The sequence below is a fragment of the Streptomyces sp. NPDC048420 genome, from assembly GCF_040651535.1.
Taxonomy (GTDB): domain Bacteria; phylum Actinomycetota; class Actinomycetes; order Streptomycetales; family Streptomycetaceae; genus Streptomyces.
On sequence record NZ_JBEZKG010000024.1, the window covers coordinates 1 to 19,152 of the forward strand.

A 19,152-nucleotide genomic window follows, 5' to 3' on the forward strand; every position below is an offset into this window, starting at 1 on the left:
TCAAGCAGCAGACTGCCCGGCGCCGGCTCCCAGCACCTCACGAACTGAGCACGTTCATCCGTACGTGACTGGGCACGTTCACGTGTACGCCGACACCGCTTGAGGGTGGCGTGGAAGCTCTCGCAGGCGGCGTTGTCGGCGGAGGTGCCGACCGCGCCCATGGACTGGGTCACGCCCAACTTGCCGCAGAGCTCGGCGAATTCACGCGATGTGTACTGGGCGCCGTGATCGGAGTGGAAGACGGCGCCGCTCAGACCGCCGCGGGTGGCGGCTGCCATCCGCAGGGCGTCGGCGACGAGTTCGGTGCGCATGTAGGCGGCGATGGACCAGCCGGCCACCCGGCGGCTGAAGCAGTCCAGGACGGTGGCCAGGTAGAGGAACTGGCCATCCTCGGTGGGGAGATAGGTGATGTCGCCCATGTACTTGATGCCGGGCGCGGGGGCGGTGAAGTCCCGTTGGAACAGGTCCGGGACCGGTGTCGCCGACGGCTCGGGGACCGTGGTGCGGACCCGTTTGCGCAGGCGTATGCCCTGGATGGAGAACTTGCGCATCACGCGGGCCACCCGCTTCTCGTTGATCTTCCGGCCGTCGGCGCGGAGCTCGGCGGTGATCCGCGGAGAGCCGTAGGCGCCGTCGGAGTCGGCGTGGACGGCGCGGATCCGCTCGGCCAGGGCCCGGTCGGCGGCCTGCCGCGCGGTCCGCGCGTCGGCCCCGTCCCGCCACTTGTAGTAGCTGGACCGGTTCACGCCCAGCACCTGGCACAACCGCTTCACGCCGAAGGCGTCCCGGTGGTCGTGGACGAAATGGAAGCGGTTCACCAGTTCGTCTCCCCGGCGAAATACTTGGCCGCCTTGCGCAGGATGTCCCGCTCAGTGGCCAGCTTCCGCTCGCTCGCCTCAAGCTCGGCCACCCGGGCCTCCAGCTGCCGGATCCGCTCGTCCGGGTCGGCGGACGGTGCCGGCTGTCCTGCCCGGGCCGGCGCGGCCCCACCTGACCGGGCCGGCGCGGGGGCGATGCCGCGACGCTCCCGGTCCCGCAGCACCCACTCACGCAGCGTCGCCCTGTTAATGCCCAGGTCAACGGCGATGCTCTTGTAGGTCGCCCCGGGCGTGGACTCGTACAGGGCCACAGCATCGGCCTTGAACTCGTCCGAATAGTCCTTCATCGCCATCGGCGGTCTTCTCGCTTCCTCCGGATCAAGCAGATCCAGTATCAGCGTGTCCACCACTCAGGGGGAGGCCCCCTTCAGCAGGCCCGGCGCACGCTCGGTGAGCAGGTGGATGACCGCGCTGGTGTATGCGTGGGCGGTGGACTCGCGGATCCCGAACCCGGCAGCGATCTCCGCCAGGGTGGTGTGTTCGCGCAGGTACGCCAGTGCCACCATGGCACGCGGAGACGGGCGGAGCTTGCAGCGCCGGTCACCCTCGCGGGTGACGACGAGCATGGTCACCCACTCCACCGGCGCATGCGGCAGGTCGACTGCGGCAGGATAGATGACCAACGAGGCCCCCAGCAGCGTGGTTGAGACGTCAGACGTCTCGATCAACAGCCCGGGGGCCTCGCTCGTTGCGCGGCATGGACCGTCACCTGTTTTGGTGACCAACTCGAAGAAGCTCAGTGATCTGATCTGGTTGGTGGTCTGGGGGCGGGCCTTGACGGCGCTGGCGCGGATCGCACGCAGGGGCGCGGATTGCCTCGACCGTGCCGTCGCGGTCCTTCGGGGTGCCGCTGGCGCAGCCGGAGAGCACCGCGGTGGCGGCGGCACAGCGTCGACGGCGTCGGATTTGCCTGCGGCGTGGTGAGCTCGATGGTCGGGTCGGTCCACCTCGATCACGGCGATCTGATTGGCGCCCGGCCACCGGGCGAGTTCGGCACCGAAGGATCCGGTGCCCTCCGTGCCCACCACCAGGACCCGGCCGTGGGAACGCAGCCACGCCAGCAGGTGCCGGTGGTGCAGGCGTGGTGGGGAACGCCTCGGTGGCCAGGTGCCCGGCGAGTGTGTCGATGACGGCGGCCTCGTGGACGTTTCGGCGTGGGTGTCGATCGCAGGAACGCCATCGCCCGCCGGACAGCAGGGGGCGCAGCAGCAGGCGGATCGGTGCTTGTCCGGACTGGCGATGGCAATCGCTGGCCGCCCAACACCACAGTGGCCGCGATTTCCCGCCCGTCGGCGAACGCGAGCCTGCAGTTCCCGTGAGGCGTCGCGGCGTCGGTGATCGGTGCGGTGGTCCTGATTGCCATCACGTTGCCTGGACGGACACCTTGTCTGTCCGTGCGGCGGGAGCCCACCTCAGCCCGGCCAGTTCCGCGTCGACCATCAGCCCGGCGAGTTCCGGGGCGAGCACCGTCGGACGCCAACCGAGGACCCGCCGCGCCTTGGACGGGTCCCCCACCAGGTCGTCGACCTCGGACGGACGCAGGTATCGCTCGTCGAACCGGACGTGGTCGCGCCACTCGAGCCCGACGTGGGCGAAGCAGTACTCGGCGAAGTCGCGGACGCTATAGCTGGTGCCGGTGGCGACGACGTAGTCGTCGGGCTGGTCCTGCTGCAGCATGCGCCACATCGCCTCCACGTACTCGGGCGCGTAGCCCCAGTCGCGTCGAGCGTCCAGATTGCCCATGTAAACCTCTCTCTGGAGACCCGCCTTGATGCGGGCGGCGGCCGCGGCAACCTTCCGGGTGACGAACGTCGGGCCCCGGCGAGGGGATTCGTGGTTGAACAGGATGCCGTTGACAGCGTGGATGCCGTAGGCCTCGCGGTAGTTGCGGGTCAACCAGTAGGCGTAGACCTTGGCGACGCCGTAGGGCGAACGGGGGTGAAAAGGGGTGTCCTCGTTCTGGGGCGGGGGTGTGGCGCCGAACATCTCGGAGCTCGAGGCCTGGTAGAAGCGGCACGGCAGGCCCGTCGCCCGGATGGCTTCGAGCAGTCGGGTGGTGCTGAGGCCGGTGGTATTGCCAGTGAATTCTGGTTCGTCGAAGGACACGCGTACATGCGACTGTGCGGCCAGGTGGTAGACCTCGTCGGGCTGCAGCCGCTCGAGCAGGCCGGCGATCCGGGTCCCGTCGGTGAGGTCGCCGTAGTGCAGGAAGAGACGCGCCTGCGGGTCGTGCGGATCCTGGTAAAGATGCTCGATGCGTTGCGTGTTGAAGGTGGAGGCGCGGCGGACGATGCCGTGCACCATGTATCCCTTCTGAAGCAGCAACTCTGCGAGGTAGGAGCCGTCCTGGCCGGTAATGCCGGTGATGAGCGCGGTCTTGACCGTCACGCGCACTCCTTTTACTGAAGGGGCGGGGAGTTGAACCGGAAGGGGGAATGGTCGGGCGGTCAATCCGGTGGAAAGGGCCGGACGAGCACGCTGACAGCGAAGGATCCGAATGGAATATCTCGTCGGAGAAGCCGCCGAGAAGGCGGATCGAGGGCTCGATAGCGGCTGAATCGAAACGCCTGGCCCAGCATACGAAACCCGCTTCGGAAAAGCCGTGCCAGCGATTCGCATTCACTCGGATGCCGTGATCCGTGCGCGCCTTCCGCACCGGTGCGGGCAGAACGAGGAAGCTTTTCGCCGTCGGACGGAGCAGGACACCCGTGCCCGACGCCGTCGCGCCGCAGCACCGCAGCATCAGCGAAGAAGGAGCAACGCCCATGGTCCACCGCCCCCTGGACCGTTCCTCCCGTGTCTTCGTGGCAGGGAGGAACGGACTTGCCGGTTCGGCCGTGTGGAGAGAGCTGGTCCGGGAAGGGTTCACCGATGTGATGGGGCCCGGCTCCGCCGACTTGGATCTGCGCGAGCGCCGGGCCGTGTTCGACTGGTTCTCGGACACCCGGCCGGAGGTGGTCGTTCTCGCGGCAGCGCGGGTGGGCGGGATCAAGGCGAACGCCACCCGGCCCGCCGAGTTCCTCTCCGACAATCTACGGATCCAGGTCAATGTGCTGGACGCCGCCCTGGAGCAGCGAGTTGAGCGGCTGCTGTTCCTGGGGTCCAGCTGCATCTACCCCAAGTTCGCCGAGCAGCCCATCCGGGAGGAAGCGTTGCTGACGGGCCCGCTGGAGCCGACCAATGACGCCTATGCCATCGCCAAGATCGCCGGCATCCTGCAGGTGCAGGCGGTGCGGCGGCAGTACGGTCTGCCGTGGATCTCCGCCATGCCGACCAATCTGTACGGACCCGGCGACAACTTCCATCCCGAGCACTCCCATGTGCTGCCCTCCCTGATCCGGCGCTTTCACGAGGCGAAGGAGTCGGGGGCGCGGCGCGTGGTGAACTGGGGCAGCGGCACACCACGCAGAGAGTTCCTCCACGTGGACGACCTGGCTCGGGCGTGCCTGCACCTGCTGGAGCACCATGACGCGGTCGAGCCGGTGAATGTCGGCATGGGCACTGACCTGACCATCCGTGAACTGGCAGAGATGGTGGCGGAGGCCGTTGGGTATCGGGGAGCCATCGATTGGGATCCGAGCCAGCCGGACGGCCCCCCGCGCAAGCTCCTCGACGTCTCCCGGCTCTCCGCGCTGGGCTGGGCGCCCCTTGTCGGGCTTCGGGAGGGACTCACCCAGACGTACGCCTGGTACGTGGAGAATCTCGGTTCCAGTGCTCTCCGGCACTGACCGGCAGCTCCCTGAGTAAAGGGCCCGGCCCCTGTATGGGAGGAACGAGGCGAGAGAGGGTTACACGCTGAGCCATGGGAGCGTCCGTCCGGAAACCGGGTGGGATCTCGCTAGCGTGGGGACCTGTTCCGCGCTCGTCCGCCCCTTGCCGAGCGCGCCGAGATGCGCCGCGAGAAAAGGATCGCCTCACGATGAAACGCTCTGTCGCAGTTTTCGGCGCCGGATACATCGGCTTGGTGACGGGAGCCTGCCTCGCCGAACTCGGACACACGGTGACCGTGCGGGACATCGTGCCGGAACGAATCCAACGGCTGAACGAGGGCGGCGTTCCGATCTATGAGCCCGAGTTGGGCGACATGATCGCCCGGAACAAGGAGCGGCTGGCCTTCACCCTGGACGCCGATGAGGCGGTGAGGGAAGCCGAAATCGTATACGTGTGCGTCGACACACCGCCGACACCGTCCGGCGACGCCGACCTGTCCCGCGTCTTCGCCGTGATCGACGTACTGAAGAGCGCGTCGCACCTGGCTGCGGTGGTTGTGAAATCAACCGTGCCGGTCGGCACCGGTCAGCGTATCCGTCAAGCGCTCGATGAAGCCGACCTTGAGCACGTCGGCTACGCCTCCAACCCGGAGTTCACCGCGGAGGGCAAGGCGGTCCGCGACTTCATGCACCCCGACCGCGTGGTGGTGGGGACCTGGGACGACGACACGGCGAAGCTCATCGCGGAACTGCATGACGGCGTCGACGGGAAGGTCGTCTTCATGGACGTCCCGTCCGCCGAGTTGACGAAGCTGGGCGCGAACGCCGCGCTGGCTACGAAGATTTCCCTGGTGAACGAGCTGGCCACGGTGTGCGAGGCAACCGGTGCCGACATCAGCCACGTTGCCGCCGCGATTGGCATGGACCCGCGCATCGGCTCCCACTTCATGAAGGCCGGCCTGGGCTACGGCGGCTCCTGCTTCCCCAAGGACAGCCGTGCACTGCGCGCCCTGTCGACCAACAACGGTTACCCCTTCCAGCTCCTGACCTCGGTCATCGAGGTCAACGAGCTTCAGCCACGCCGTCACGTCCAGCGCCTGAAGGACGAACTGGGTGGTCTGCGCGGCCGTACGGTGGCTCTGCTCGGTATGACCTTCAAGCCCTGCACGGATGACATGCGCGAGGCACCGAGCGTGATCATCGCCGGGCGGCTGCTGGCCGAGGGTGCCATCGTGCGCTGTTGGGATCCGATGGCCCAGCCCGGCCCCGTCGAGCCGTGGACGTCGACGACACGGCACGAGACGCCGCTGGCCGCCCTTGAGGGGGCGGACGCCGCGATCATCGTCACCGAGTGGCTTGAGCTTGCCGAAGTGCCGTGGGGTCGGGCTCATACGGTGATGCGGACCCCTCTGATCCTTGACGGCCGCAACCTGCTCGACCCGCAGGTGATGGCCGGGTTGGGCTTCACGTACATGAGCGTCGGCCGGCCGACGGTGTCGAGTTGAGGTAGCGAGGAGGGAGCGACTCCTGCCGATATAGCCGACCAGCTTGAACTGCATGACCAGATACGGCCCGGTATCACCCCGATGGAGCCACCGTGGTCAGGATGGAGCCGTCCGGAAGGCGATCGCCCCGGCGGCAGGTAGAGGTGGGTGAATACTGGCGCCATGTCCTATATCTAGGGCCATCTCTACCGCTCCCCCTTTGCTGAGGGCCTGCTGAGGCAGCGGCTGTTCGGGATAGAGCGGGCGATCCAACTGAGCAGTGCGGGTACACAGGCCGTCCCGGGCGGGCCCCTGGCGGCCGCGGCCGCGTCCTTTCCCGCCAGGAGCGGTGCCGATACCTCGGGGGAGGTCTCCCGCCGCCTGACGGCGGAGATGGTCGACAGTGCTGATCTGGTGTTGGGGGCTGCAACGGAGCATCGTGAGGCCGCCGCGCGGCTGTCCCCAGTGCGGGCGATGTCCCGTGCTTTCACCATCTACGAGTTCGCCCGGCGGGTGCAAGCAGGGGGTGCCGCCAGCCTAGAGTATCCGGCCGGACGGTTCGAGGCTCCTGTCCAGGGTGCGGCCGCTCGACGACCTGCCGCAGTGCCCGGCCAGGGGCGATGACGACGACGTCGACGACCCGATCGGTGCGCCTCCCGAGGGGTGGCGGCCTGCTTCGTCCAGCTCGAAGGGTTGGTGGAGCGGATTCAGCGGCCGTGTGGCCTGCGTGAGGCGTGTCCCGGTCAGCCGTCGCAGGCGGGGGCTGGCTCGAAGCGGGCAGGCAGCAGCGTGACCAGCGGCTGGCGCCACACCGTGGAGACCGGCCGCCGACCGGCTGGAGGCGGCGGAGCATCAGAGTACGGCTGTGTTGTGCCGGCAGCTCCACATCCAGCGTGTAGACGCGTGGCCGAGTTCGACTCTGCAGGAAGTCACCGCATGGTATGTCGCTCGCTCCGCCATGGCGGCGACATCGACCGCTGACGCGTGTGATGCGGGCAGGGCGTCTGCCTCCAGGGCGGTTTGTCGGCCCGACATTGGGGTGGCTCCCTGGATCGAGCCGGATCACCCCCTATGTTCAGCCAGGTACATAGGGAACAAACCTCTGCTTTTGGTGGTTTCCTCGGTCTTATGAGGGGTGCAGCTTGGATCTCCACGGATTCCTGAAGGCTCTTGTCAGACGGTGGCTGACCGTCGCGGTCTGCATGGGTCTCGCGGTCGGGGCGGCGTTCGCCGTCACGAACCTGATGACCCCCGTCTATGCGGCCAGCACTCAGCTCTTCGTCGCCACTCGCTCCGGCGAGGACACCACTCAACTAAGCCAGGGGCAGACGTTCTCGCAGGCGCGCGTGCAGTCATACGCTGCCATCGTGCCGACCCGTCAGGTGACCGGTCCCGTGGTGCGTGAGCTGAAGTTGCGCACCACACCGGAGGAGCTGGCATCCCGGATCACCGCCGAGGCCCCGCTCAACACGGTGCTCATCAACATCACCGTCCGGGACACCGATCCCCAGCGTGCCGCGAGCGTCGCCAACGCCGTCGCGGCGTCGTTCAGCGCCGTCGTGGAGCGGCTGGAGACGCCCAGCCCGGACCAGGTGGCGGCGGCCGAACACGATGCGCCTGCCCTCGTCTCACCTGTATCGCTGGGCGTCACCGAGCACGCGGTCGCGCCCGCCGATCCCGTCTCGCCGCGCCCGTTGCTCAACCTGGCCGGCGGAGCGCTCGTCGGACTGCTGCTGGCCGCCGGACTCGTCGTTCTGCGCGAGACCCTCGACACCACTCTCAAGACCAGCCAGACGCTCGGCGAGTTCACCGGTCTGCCGGGCCTCGGAGTCATTCCGTACGACAAGAGCGCCCCCGCACAGCCTCTCATCACCGCCGCCACTCACTCCAAGCGCGCCGAGGCCTTCCGCAAACTGCGCACCAATCTGCAGTTCGCCCAGGTCGACGACCGTCCCCGGATCATCATGGTGACCAGTTCGCTGCCCGGCGAGGGCAAGACGAACACCTCGGTCAACCTGGCCCTCTCCCTGGCCGAGGCGGGTGTCTCCACCTGTCTGGTCGACGCCGACCTGCGCCGCCCGTGCGTGGCCAGGACCTTCGGCCTCGTCCAGGACGCTGGACTGACCACCGTGCTCATCGGACAGGCCCGTGCCGAGGACGTGATGCAACAGGTCGGCAACGGGCTATCTGTGCTGGCGGGCGGTGCCGTGCCGCCGAACCCCACCGAGTTGCTCGCCTCGGCTCGGATGAACGAAATCCTGCAGGACCTCGCGAAAAAGTACGAGGTGGTCATCGTCGACACCGCGCCGCTGTTGCCGGTCGCCGACACCATCGGACTCGCCCCGCTGGCCCAGGGCACCCTGCTCGTCGTCCGCGCCTCGAAGACCAACCGCGACCAGGTCCGCACCGCCGTCGAGGCACTGGATCGCGTGGGCGGCCGCGTCCTCGGCACCGTCTTCAACATGGCCGCGGCTCCCAAAGGCGACCAGTACGACACCTATGGGGAGTACGGCGAACTGCCCTCACCCCGTATCTCGGCTCCCAAGGGAGCGGCTTCGCCTATGGATCTCGTGGGTGAGAAATGAGCAGGCAGAGCACGGCGGCCCATGCAGCGGTGCTCTGCCGGGTTGTCGTGCCGGTCAGGTGACGACTGGTGACGCCCCTACGTTCGGGCGATGCAGGATTTTCCGGCCATCTGTCAGCCGTGTGGCCCTGCGGCCTGCTTTCCGTGACGCCCTTGTCGCGCGGGCTTCGCACTCGGTTCGCAGCCGATTGCTTGTGGCGTGCATGGCAATGCCCAGCAGGCCGTCGGCTTTCTGATCGCCGCGGCCGGCGACCGCCATCGCCGCCTTGGCGGTGTGGTCGGCAGCATCGCTGACTAGGTGTTGCGGGTCAGGGCGTGGGTGAGGGCGCGTAGTGGTGGGCGAGGTCGGTGGCGAGGGCGCGGAGGTGGGCTCTGGCTTCGGTGGGGCCGTGCACAGTGATGGCGCTCCCGAACGGCAGTAGTGCTCGTACGTCCTCCAGGTGCGGGAAGCGGATCGTCACCTTGTGGCCGGTGGCGGAGTCTTCGTGGTCGTCCCGGACGAGTCGTTGGCCGAAGATCCGTCGCGCTCGCTCGATCTGGGTCTGGTCGATGGTGGCGCTGACCTCGATCGCATGCTGGTGTTCCCACTGGTCAATGAGCGCTGCGGCGACGGTGGCCAGGGTCTGGTTCGCGCGGATCCGTCGCGGCTGGTCGACTTCTTTCCACGTCGTGATCCGTTCGAGTCGGTACATCCGCGGCACTTGGGCGCGGTCGGCGATGAGATACCAGATGCCGGCCTTGGCGAACAGCCCGTAGGGATCCACGACCCGCTCGCGTGGGTGTGACGCGCGTGGGCTGTCGTACTCGATCCGTAGTCGGCGGCCTCGCCGCACCGGGCCGAGCAGCGAAGCCGGAGTCGTGCCACAAGCTCGTGTCCGGAGCCAGGGGCGGCTGTCCACGTGCACCACGTCGGTGAGGGGCAGGAGCTCATGACCTCGACGTGACGGTGTGGCGACGATCTTGGCGAGGGCGCGCCGGCTTTCGGCGGATGCGTCGAGCTCCGCACGCTGCTTCTCGTCCAGACCGGTGAGCGAGAGGTGATCACGCTCGTCCGGTGTGAGTCGCGTGAGGTCGAGCCCGGAACCGGGCAGCAGGCTCACGCCTCCGAGGCGGCCCCGTTGTGCGGTCACCGACAGGCCGGCGTCGCGGAGCCAGTTCAGGTCCCGGGTGATGGTGCGAAGGGACACCCCGAGCGCCGAGGCGAGTTCCTGTGTGGTGACGGCATCCCTCGATTCGAGGAGCAGCATCAGGGAGAAGAAGCGGTCTGGCGTCACCCACCAAGTGTTTCAAAAATTGCGACAGGATACGGCGCATATCCCGATCAGGCTGGTGGATGCGTACCTACGACCTGGGAGAAGGAACAACCATGACCACATCCGTCGTGTCCATCGTCTATGTGAACGACGCGCCCGCCGCAGCTCGTTTCTACGGCGGCCTCCTCGGCATGAGGCCGTCGTTCGAGACTCCGGGATACATCACCTTCGGCCTCGGGCCAGGCGCTGACCTCGCTCTGTGGTCTGGCCAGTTCGAGGATCTGTCACCGGACGTCCCGCGTACCAGTGAGGTGTGCCTGGCCATCGACGGTGGGCCCGACGAGCTCAATGCGATCTTCAAGCACTGGAAGTCCAAGGAGGTCACGATCCTGCACGAGCCTCATGATGCGGGGTTCGGGCTGACCTTCCTCGCAGCCGATCCTGACGGGAACCGTATCCGCGTCGCACCGCAGGACTGAAAGGCCGCAATGCGGCAGGCGCCCACGACAGGTGTCGCGCCTGCCGTCGTCTGACCTCGAGAGGACGACGAGTGCCCAACGCGAACGCGCCCCTGAGCGGCGAGGGCCGTAGGCGGCTCGTGAAGCGGTGCCAGACACGTCCCATCGCCCACGTCGCCGCTGAAATGGGTATCTCCCGTGCATGCGCCAGCAAGTGGGTAAATCGCTGGCGGCAACACGGTGATGCGGGACTGCAAGACCGGCCGTCGAGCCCGCACTGGAGTCCGAACGCGACACCAGCGTGGGTCATCGAGCAGATCGAGTCCTGGCGCCGCGAGCACAAGTGGTCCGCGCAACGGATCACCGACGAACTTGTGAGCATCGGTTTTGTGATCGACCGGCGGACTGTCAGCCGACACCTGACCCGGCTCGGCCTCGGCAAACGCCGCTTCATCGACCCAGGCGGCGAGAACAACCGGAAGCCGGGGAAGATCACCGTCCGCTGGCCCGGACACATGGTGCACCTGGATGTGAAGAAGGTCGGCCGGATCCCTGATGGCGGTGGGTGGCGGATCCACGGCCGGGACAGCGATCAGGCCAAGGTCGCCAGTCGGGCGAAGTCGGCCGGGGCGAAGCGCGGCTACGTCTACCTGCACTCCGTCGTCGATGGTTTCTCACGGCTCGCCTACACAGAACCGCTGGGCGATGAGAAGGGCGCTACGGCTGCTGCCTTCCTCGCCCGGGCGAAGGTCTGGTTCGCCGCCCACGGCATCAACCATATCCACCGGGTCGTCACCGACAATGGCGCTTGCTACCGCTCCGGCGACTTCGCCCGCATCGTCGGGCAAGGCACCCGGCATCAGAGAACCAAGCCATACACACCTCGACACAACGGAAAGATGGAGCGCTACCAGCGCATCATGGCCGAGGAAGTCCTCTACGCCCGCGAGTTCACCAGCGAGGACGCCTGGTCAGCCGCGATCGCAGTGTGGAACATCCACTACAACTACCCACCGGCCGCATAGCGCTGCCGCCGGAAAGCCGCCAGCGGCACGCCTCCGCGAGAGTCACCAACGTCGGGGCCTCATACAACTAGGGCCCGCTCCCGAGGTGGTGCCCGCCGGCCCCGCCCGCTTCGGCGTGGACCGCTGGTGGCCGCTGATGGTCTACAGGCCTTGGGCGGTCGCCTTGCTGGCGATCCCGCGGTCCGCCCTGCACCGTCGCCCTGCCGCACACGCGTGGTGCGTCGTGCTGTTCTTCTCCATCATGGCCGTGGTGCTGTGCATCTGCGGGGCACCGAAGACCCTGACCGGCGTCTCCGCCGTGGTTCTCCCGGTCAGCGCGGCGCTGGCCGTCTTTCGGTAGCTGGTACGCCGGACCGCCGGGCAATAGGAGCCCTGCCAGGCCTCTCGGAGAGCCGGAACAGCAACTCGACGCGTCAGTAGGGGTGTTACGGCCCTGGCGGTCTCAGGCGACGTGGCGTCGATCCGGTGATCTTCGTACGCCAGATGGACTCTTATCCACTAACAGCTGTTATGCCACGTCTTCTAGTGCCATATATGGATATACCGTGCTCGCGGGTCGCGCCATGGCGTCGGCCTGATCCCATTCGAGGAGCGTGAAATGCGATGACGGCGTCATCAAAATGGCGTGCCGTACTCGCGGCCACAGCAGCGTCCGCTGCCCTGGCCGTCGTACCAGTGCTCGGGGCTCAACCCGCCTTTGCCGATCCGTATCCAGCCGCCTATCCGCCCCCTGTCCCGAACCTGACCATCGATCCCACGGCTGTCGAGCCGGGGGACGAGGTCGATTTCCGGGGAACGGGTTTCCAGGCCGAACAGGACGTAGTCGCCGCCCTCGCGTCCAAGGTCGTAATTCTGGGCCACTTCGAGGCCGACGCAACCGGCGCGGTGGAGGGAACTGTCACCATTCCCGAGAGGACCAAGCCGGGCGAGCACCGGTTCCTGCTCAGGGCTGAGAACCCGGAGCGCAATCTGTCGACCGAGCTCACCGTGCTCGGCGACCCCGGGCAGGACCACGGCGGCGACCCCGGCCACGACCACGGCGGCGACCCCGGCGGCGACCCCGGCCACCACCACGGCAGTGAGCCTGGCCACAACCACGGCGGCAGGCCGCACCTCGCCCACACCGGTGGGGAACGCTCGGCCCTCCTGGCGGGTGGTGCTGCCGGACTGCTCCTCCTCGGTGGCGGGGCGGTCTTTCTCACCAGGCGGGCCAAGCGCGGCTGACCGACGCGAGTCCATCGTGCGGCTGTGACGCCTGCGACAGTAACTGTGCGACGGCCGACAGCAACGGACCTCTCCCTGTGCCTGCTCTACGGCGCAGTGTGGGCACCGGCTGTCGGCCGTCGCCGTCTTTGCCCGTAGTTCGGTCGAGTCCTCGTCATGGGACACCAGGAACCCGATAACCCGAATGCAGGCACATATGTGGGATGTAAGGCCAGTCATCCCGTTAGCCTCTGCGGGGTGTTTCGTGTCCCTTCCGTCACTCTGCATGCGTGTCCGCGTTATTCGTGTGCAGCGAATCCCTGGTGCGCTACACCGCCTGCGGAGATTCGAAGCACAGCCATCAGGAAGACGGAGGAAAAGACCGTGTTGAACACCGCTCTTTGGGCATTGCTCATCTGTGCTGGTGTCTGTGCCGTGGGATCCCTCTTGGGGTCACCTCCGCTTGGGCGGATGTGGCGTGTCGACGTCCTTGAATTGCGTCGGCGCCGCCACATGATCGAAGTGCTGGAAAGGAATGTTCGTTCCCTGCGCCGCGAACCGGACACCGCTACTGTCGGCGACTTCCCTTCGCGTGCCCCAGGTCATCAAAAATGAAAGATTATGGCCATAATATGGCTTTCGCGCGGCAGTGGAATATACTGGAACGGGCGCTAACCTCGATCTTTCTTGAGGGTCCGCCGACGGGGTCGGTGGACCCTTTTGCTTTCCGGAGCTGATGCCGGGCAGGCCGGTGGCCCGGCTGTCGCGTCGGGTGTGCGCCGGGTTCCACTTCGCCGGTGTGGTGGTGAGGGTTGTCGGGATGGTCGAAGTGGCTGGTCAGCCGGGGTTCGGGAGGATGCGGAGTCTGTCGATCGCGTGGGTGATGACGTCGGTCCAGGGCCATCGGGCCGTGAAGCGCAGCCAGTGGCGGCGTCCGCTGTGCACGAATTGAGCGGCGGCGGAGAACAGCCGCAGGCGGAGCTTTTTGGGTTCCCAGCGGCGGGTGTCGCCGGTCAGGGCGAGCATGGGCATCCAGGCGAGGAGGTCGAGTGCGAGGGAGACGATCTCCAGCCAGATCCGGTTCTGCGCGGTGTCGCGCAGGGGCAGATTCCGCAGACCGGTGTCGCGGGCGCCTCGGATGCGGTCCTCGCAGCGTGCCCGTCTGCGGTGACGCAGTTCGAGGTCGCCGAGCTGGCCGCCTCTTGTGTTGGTCGCGAAGCAGGTCAGCCGCAGCCCGTCGAGGTCGGTGAACCGCAACTGGGCGCCGGGGTGCGGCCGTTCCTTGCGGACAACCAGCCGCATCCCCTTGGGCCAGGTGCTCAGGTCGGGAATGTCGGTGATCTCGGCGACCCAGGCGCCGGGCCGCTCGGTGCCGCCTGCGTCGTAGGCCGGCGTCCATGCGTTCTTCGGGATCTTCAGCACGGCCTGGTGGATGGCGTCGGTGATGGTCATGCCGACGGAATACGACAGCCACCGGCCCGGCCTGGAGAGCCAGTCGAGGAAGGCGTGGGTGCCGCCGGCGGAGTCGGTGCGGTGTGTCGTCCAGGCGCGCGAAACCATCGTCGACGCCGCCGCAGTCAGCCTGCCGAGTTGTGCGTCTCTGGCATGTTTTCAGCAAATCATCCGACAGGTCACTCTGACTCGGCCACCTCACCGAACCGGGCCCGGCACGGACTGCGACTCCCCGCAATGAATTCTTCTCCGCTTGCTGACACGGAATCGGTTCGTGCCGTCACAGGCAACAATCTGCGGTGTCACGCGCGCCCCGACCGGACCGCTGAGGACCGGTCGCGTCTCCCCGGCACAGGACTGCCGGGCCCGAGTGGGATGCCGACGGGAGGGACATCATCCTCCCGCCGGCCTCGTCGCGGTTCGACACCGTGAATCATCCGGTCCGCACAGCCGTGGCGATGCGGTGCACCGCATCCTCGATCCGTGCCAGGCACTCCCGCATCTCTTGAGGAGGGGCGCCAAGAGGATCGTCGATGTCGTCATCATCCGGGCCGCTCGACGCGGCACCGCGTCGAGCGGCCGCGCCCCGGACGAGAGACACGAACCGTGCAGCCGGATCCCCCACGCCTGCTGCGTCCTCTGCGCGCACCAGCCGGGCGAACTCACGGAGGGTGAAAGCGCGGGCCAACGCCCATACGGGAGAGAGTCGCACAGCGGCCTCGCGATGCTCCGTCGCGGCACCCAGGATCAGATCCGAGTCCTCGACCAACTCCTTCGCCAGTCGGCGGGAGCTCGTCCCGGAGGGATCCACGCCGCGGTCGCGGAGGAAGGACACCGCCGTGATCGGCATGGGCGTACCCGGGACAGCCCAGGTACCCGCACTGCTCAATTGGATCACTTGCCGAGCCTCGCGCAGCCGTTGCCTGAGCAGACACTCGGCGAGAGGGGAGCGGTAGAGGTTGCCGGTGCACACGACAAGTACGCGAAAGTCGGATGCGCGCACGCCGGGCGACGCGGCAGTAGAGGGGGCGAGACCGTGGAGCATGACCTCAGTATTCACCCGTGTCTTCCGTTGGACGGGGAAATGCACGCGCTCCAGAGCATCGAAGCGCTGTTTCGGATGCGAATGCCTTGAGGCGCCGACACCGGTGGGGCCATTTGGGTAATCGCCCGTCAGGCTGGGGGCCGTGAGACTTCCCTTCGAACGGGTGCCGGGGGCGGGCCGTCGCTCATGCTGGTTGTTCCGGTGCTGATGGGACAGGTCGGATCGTGGTCAGTGGCAAGGCTGGTCCACCAACCCGCCGCAGCGGCTGAACCGGGAGACCAAACGGCGGACCGACGTCATCCAGTCTGTTGAGGCCGAGGGCGGCGCGCGCGATGTCGCCGATCCGGCTCGGTCGAGCGCACGGATGCCTCTGATCAGGCTGTTCTTAGTTCGCGTGTCCGCGAGCAGGGCCTGCTCCAACCGGCCCTCGGGACGCCGGACCGGGACGGGGACGCCGATCCCGGCGCCGGAGTAACCCCTGTCGGCCGGGGTGGGTAGGCGGTCGGCTGCTGCCTTGTCGGCGCGGGGAGTGCGTGGATGCGGCCGGCGGTGATGTCTGGGGTGGAGCCGGGCTCGACGTCGCATACCCACAGTGGGGTGCCGTCCGGGGCGGAGAGGAACTGCGCATTGCCTCCGAATGCCTTGTGCTCCTGGCTGAACCACAGTTCGTTGTCGTTGTCGTTGTCGTTGTCGCGGACGCCGGCGAGGCGGACGGACTTGATCAGCGTGCCGTCGAGGATCACATGGGTCAGGCCCTCATGTCGGCAGTGGTCGAGGACTTGGGGCAGGTCGAGGCCTGGTCGGCGAGGGCGTCGGTGCCTTCGTGCGGGTAGCGGTGGCCGGTGGACCGAAAGACGCCGACGTCGCGGGCCAGGTAGTGCACACAGCCGCGCTCGCGGAACCAGCGCAGGACCGGCACGGCTTGGCGGAACGGACCGAGTGCACGGCTGCCGCGCGGAGTGCCGATCCGCCGCCGGTGCGCGGCCGGCAGACGAGAGAGGTAGTCCACAACGGGCGCGGGACATCGAACGTGGCAAAAAAAGTTGACCGACGTGAAGCCTCTGGTGGTTTCGGACATGATCTTGTGGTGAGGCCTGTCCTACCAGGGGCTTTACGGCTGCTTGCAGTCTGGTGGGTCCCGTCCGGCCCTGCTCATGCATGTGGTCGTTCACACCGCTTCGCACAGATCATTTCACTGAGAAAACGTCACTGGATCGCGCTGCGAAACAGCGGAAAAAGTTCTCTATGCTCTACCGGCGGCGGGACCCGCTGTTCTATCTGATGGGAGGAATCTCATCTGCCACCACGCAGACTGGCCTGCCATTGGCAGAAATTAGGGGTTTTCTGGAGAGCCGCAATCGATGCCGGGGTGTAGTTTGGCGAGGTGGTCTAGTCAGGGCGATCTGGCGAACGAGTTGTTGCAAACATGTCAGTGAGGCCAGAATCGGTAGGGCTGTTGCCGCCGCATCGGCGATGGTCCGGGGCGCCTGGAGAATGCACAGGAGCACTGCAACCGAAGAAAAAAGCAGTACTACAGCCCAGGAGTGCACCGCACGGCGTTGATACAGTGCGGCGCGCAGGATGGACAGTGAAGCCACCAGCCAGGGGCCATAGATCAGTAGGGGCCACAACGAGGCCGTACTGCCCGGAGCCTGGGCAGCTGCTACAAGCCACAGGGGCTCGTAGTTGACCATACCGCCGACGACGCTCACCATCGAGGTGATGACTGCTACCAATGCGGCAGCCAGATTGCTGATGGTAAGCGGGCCGGTCAGGCAGCTGCGTACACGCAGCTTCCGGTGCCGCCTGGGAGCCGCCATGAGCCGTGGCAAGTCCTTCGCCATCTTGTGCATGGGTTCTGCGGATCTGCCGAGGGCTACTGGTGACACGTGGCGGAATAGAGGCATGGTGGAGGCGTGTTCGCTCTCCATGGCGCTCTGCAGTATGTCTGCGAGTTCTTCAGCCGGATCCCAGGCCGGGTCCGGTGGCGCCAAGGGATCTGGGAACGCTTCAGCTGCGGCGAAGTTCTGGCCGTGCCCCGACTTGCCGAACTGCCCGGGGTGATTATCCGGTTGCCCCGTAAAGTGGTCGAAGTGATCATAATTCATGACGGAGATTGATCATTCGGCCGAGTGGTGAGCCCGCTGGTTGTCAGGGTTCTCCCAGCGGTGAGGGATATCAGGTTCCAGTCGGTCCATGCTGTCCAGAAAGCCCTGCAGCACGGATTCCGTCAACCGCAGCGCGGCGGACGCTCCCTCTTCGTTGAGGGTGCCGCGGGTGCCGAGCGAGGGGTATCCCGAGGTCGGAGTGTAGACGTACGACCCCATTCGCACGGCAGACTCCCCAGTCCGAACCGGCAATTTCCCGCACGACGTTTGAAGGCTCAGATCTTGTTCCTCAATCATGTCTCGAATAACGCTGCTTTTTCGCCTTAGATGCGCGGCAAACGAGTGAAGGAAAATATACATAACTATCCTATCGAAAGTCCTTCTTTAGTACTCCCAGCAGCGTTTCACTGCTCCTGCTGGAGCTGCGGGGTTGACGGTTCTGCGCTGTGCGCGGGCGACGGCCTGGCGGCGGCGTCGCCACCCTGACCAGCTCAGCGCGTGAACGCGTAGGTGCTGGCGGGGAGTTGGCCTTGTTCGGCAAGTTGCCAGTAGTCTGCGGGCTTCTGCCACGGTGAGGGGTGCGAGGCGACCGTGTCGTTTCTTCGCCCCCTTTCGCTGCGATTTCGGCACCCCCAGCACATGGCCGACACCGACCTCATCCAGCATCCGGTGAAGTCCCCACTCCTGGCCGTAGGCGGAATCGGCGGTCATCCGGCCGATGGGCAGGTCGGAGGCGAGTGCCCGCAGCGCCAGGCGCCGGGCGACTTCGCCCTTGGTCGCGAACGTGCGGTGTTCGGGACCTTGGTGTCGGAGTACGGGGTTTTCTGGCTCTGGCAAGACCTTCGTCAGGCGCTGTTTAACTGACCGAAGAGCTATCGAAGTTGGCAGAAGTACTCGTGATCTTGATCGATGACTCCGGCCTCGTTGAGGCGATCTCTGCCCGTACGAGGTCACGTTCTCCGGTGAGGTGCACGGGACGCGGCACGCTGAGTGTGAGCCTTTTCAGAGTTGCCGCTCCAGGGTCAGGACGGTGGGGATTGACGTCATCCGATTCGGGCTGCACCTGGGTCTGCGGAAGACGCGCCAGGACGTCAGTTGGGCGATGCCGCGCTCGACCGGTGCCCGTGCTGCAGACAGCGCACGGTTGACGGCCTGTTGGGTGGGTGAGAGGTTGCGTCCCGGCGGGCGTCTGAGGGCTGTCGGCACCCACGGGCCGACGCCATGTAGATCCGGCCGGGTCGGTCACCACCTGCACGTTCACCCCGCGCCGGCGGTGCTTGTGGGAGAAGTCGGCCCGGCTGTCGCCGACCCGGTCGGGTCGTGTCCCCCTTCGTGGTGTAGGCGATCACGGTCCGACGCCTCCGTTTCGGAGAGTCCGGGTGAATGCCGCCGCGCGGCCGTTGCGCGATCATCGCGGGTCCCGGCTCGGCGAGCCTCAACGAGGGCTCTGGCGAGGGTGATTGGGGCCGCGGCCTGCAGATTCCGCGCGCTTGATCGGCTACACCACTCGGCCGGACGCCATCCCCGGTCGTATTCCGCCAGGGTGCCGTCGAGCAGAACGTGGTCCGGATCCGTCTCGCGTAGGGCGCGTAGCAGGCCGGGCGCCCGGTCGGCGAGCAGGCCGATCACCGAGGCCGTGCAGGCGTGGGCGGTGCCGACGTCAATGCCGAAGCCGGCGGCGAGCTGGGCGAGGATGTTCGTGTCGGCGTAGGTACACCAGCCCGACCAGGGCACGCTGGTGCGGCGGTAGCTTGCAGTGGCCGGTCACCTTCGCGGGTGACGGTGAGCATGGTGACCCCTTAAGAATGCTGGTGGTCCGGGAGGACTGGGTGTGGCTGATGGTGACCTGCCGTTTATGGCTCCGAGTGAGTGGCCGCCCGGTCCTTCGGGACGCTCCGGCTGCTGATTGAGAACTGCGGTCATCGCTGGTTAAGGGCTTGGCGGCGGAGTGT

Annotated in this window: 15 protein-coding genes and 6 pseudogenes; 9 read left to right on the forward strand and 12 right to left on the reverse strand. The window is 66.8% G+C overall.

All coding sequences use genetic code 11. The features are described 5' to 3' along the window. Positions 1–74 precede the first annotated feature (74 nt). Positions 75–1,171 (reverse strand): annotated as a pseudogene (locus AB0D34_RS36075) (IS3 family transposase); the annotation flags it as partial. 72 nt (positions 1,172–1,243) lie between these two features. After that, positions 1,244–1,501: pseudogene (locus AB0D34_RS36080) on the reverse strand (transposase family protein); the annotation flags it as partial. Here AB0D34_RS36080 and AB0D34_RS36085 point away from each other — a divergent pair. Further along, complete coding sequence (locus AB0D34_RS36085) at positions 1,494–1,802, forward strand: hypothetical protein (protein ID WP_362669795.1); 309 nt, start codon at positions 1,494–1,496, stop codon at positions 1,800–1,802. The pseudogene AB0D34_RS36080 and the gene AB0D34_RS36085 sit on opposite strands and share 8 nt — an antisense overlap. Before the next feature lie 438 nt (positions 1,803–2,240). Here the strand turns inward: AB0D34_RS36085 and gmd are convergent, their stop codons facing one another. Beyond that, positions 2,241–3,266: a GDP-mannose 4,6-dehydratase gene (gmd, locus tag AB0D34_RS36090; protein ID WP_362669539.1), complete on the reverse strand. Its 1,026-nt coding sequence runs from the start codon at positions 3,264–3,266 to the stop codon at positions 2,241–2,243. Positions 3,267–3,643: 377 nt separating this feature from the next. Between gmd and AB0D34_RS36095 the strand changes: the two genes are divergently transcribed. From AB0D34_RS36095 to AB0D34_RS36110, 4 genes and pseudogenes are all read left to right on the forward strand, one after another. Beyond that, positions 3,644–4,606 carry a GDP-L-fucose synthase gene (locus tag AB0D34_RS36095; protein WP_362669542.1) on the forward strand — a complete coding sequence of 321 codons (963 nt, stop codon included), beginning with the start codon at positions 3,644–3,646 and terminating at the stop codon, positions 4,604–4,606. 74 nt (positions 4,607–4,680) lie between these two features. Beyond that, positions 4,681–6,093 carry a UDP-glucose/GDP-mannose dehydrogenase family protein gene (locus AB0D34_RS36100; RefSeq protein ID WP_362669545.1) on the forward strand — a complete coding sequence of 471 codons (1,413 nt, stop codon included), beginning with the start codon at positions 4,681–4,683 and terminating at the stop codon, positions 6,091–6,093. 198 nt (positions 6,094–6,291) lie between these two features. Then, positions 6,292–6,696: pseudogene (locus tag AB0D34_RS36105) on the forward strand (low molecular weight phosphatase family protein); the annotation flags it as partial. A gap of 518 nt (positions 6,697–7,214) precedes the next feature. Next, entirely contained in the window at positions 7,215–8,657 is a 1,443-nt protein-coding gene (locus AB0D34_RS36110) for a polysaccharide biosynthesis tyrosine autokinase (protein WP_362669547.1), read from the forward strand. A 307-nt stretch (positions 8,658–8,964) separates the two neighbouring features. On the opposite strand, the gene AB0D34_RS36115 is transcribed toward AB0D34_RS36110, so the two are convergent. Continuing rightward, entirely contained in the window at positions 8,965–9,930 is a 966-nt protein-coding gene (locus AB0D34_RS36115) for a WYL domain-containing protein (protein ID WP_362669549.1), read from the reverse strand. A gap of 92 nt (positions 9,931–10,022) precedes the next feature. Between AB0D34_RS36115 and AB0D34_RS36120 the strand changes: the two genes are divergently transcribed. The 4 genes and pseudogenes from AB0D34_RS36120 (at position 10,023) to AB0D34_RS36135 (ending at position 12,616) form a co-directional block, all read left to right on the forward strand. Then, on the forward strand, positions 10,023–10,388 hold the full coding sequence (locus tag AB0D34_RS36120; RefSeq protein ID WP_362669775.1) for a VOC family protein: 366 nt from the start codon (positions 10,023–10,025) through the stop codon (positions 10,386–10,388). A gap of 71 nt (positions 10,389–10,459) precedes the next feature. Next, positions 10,460–11,463: pseudogene (locus AB0D34_RS36125) on the forward strand (IS481 family transposase). Positions 11,464–11,480: 17 nt separating this feature from the next. Next, a complete protein-coding gene (locus tag AB0D34_RS36130; protein WP_362669552.1) occupies positions 11,481–11,732 on the forward strand; it encodes a hypothetical protein in 252 nt (83 codons plus the stop codon). Between the two features lie 263 nt (positions 11,733–11,995). Next, on the forward strand, positions 11,996–12,616 hold the full coding sequence (locus AB0D34_RS36135) for a hypothetical protein (protein ID WP_362669554.1): 621 nt from the start codon (positions 11,996–11,998) through the stop codon (positions 12,614–12,616). Positions 12,617–13,432: 816 nt separating this feature from the next. On the opposite strand, the gene AB0D34_RS36140 is transcribed toward AB0D34_RS36135, so the two are convergent. The 8 genes and pseudogenes from AB0D34_RS36140 to AB0D34_RS36175 form a co-directional block, all read right to left on the reverse strand. After that, positions 13,433–14,176: a transposase gene (locus tag AB0D34_RS36140; RefSeq protein WP_362669778.1), complete on the reverse strand. Its 744-nt coding sequence runs from the start codon at positions 14,174–14,176 to the stop codon at positions 13,433–13,435. A gap of 304 nt (positions 14,177–14,480) precedes the next feature. After that, positions 14,481–15,092: a low molecular weight phosphatase family protein gene (locus AB0D34_RS36145; protein WP_362669556.1), complete on the reverse strand. Its 612-nt coding sequence runs from the start codon at positions 15,090–15,092 to the stop codon at positions 14,481–14,483. Between the two features lie 374 nt (positions 15,093–15,466). After that, positions 15,467–15,835 (reverse strand): hypothetical protein, encoded by a 369-nt coding sequence (locus tag AB0D34_RS36150; protein ID WP_362669558.1) that lies wholly within the window; start codon positions 15,833–15,835, stop codon positions 15,467–15,469. A gap of 5 nt (positions 15,836–15,840) precedes the next feature. Further along, positions 15,841–16,101: a hypothetical protein gene (locus AB0D34_RS36155; RefSeq protein ID WP_362669560.1), complete on the reverse strand. Its 261-nt coding sequence runs from the start codon at positions 16,099–16,101 to the stop codon at positions 15,841–15,843. Positions 16,102–16,366: 265 nt separating this feature from the next. Beyond that, positions 16,367–17,200, reverse strand: coding sequence for a hypothetical protein (locus tag AB0D34_RS36160; protein WP_362669562.1), 834 nt, complete (start codon positions 17,198–17,200; stop codon positions 16,367–16,369). A gap of 384 nt (positions 17,201–17,584) precedes the next feature. Continuing rightward, positions 17,585–18,154: a transposase gene (locus AB0D34_RS36165; RefSeq protein ID WP_362669565.1), complete on the reverse strand. Its 570-nt coding sequence runs from the start codon at positions 18,152–18,154 to the stop codon at positions 17,585–17,587. 48 nt (positions 18,155–18,202) lie between these two features. Further along, positions 18,203–18,515, reverse strand: a pseudogene (locus AB0D34_RS36170) (transposase family protein); the annotation flags it as partial. A gap of 182 nt (positions 18,516–18,697) precedes the next feature. Continuing rightward, a pseudogene (locus AB0D34_RS36175) lies at positions 18,698–18,990 on the reverse strand (transposase family protein); the annotation flags it as partial. Positions 18,991–19,152: the final 162 nt, after the last annotated feature.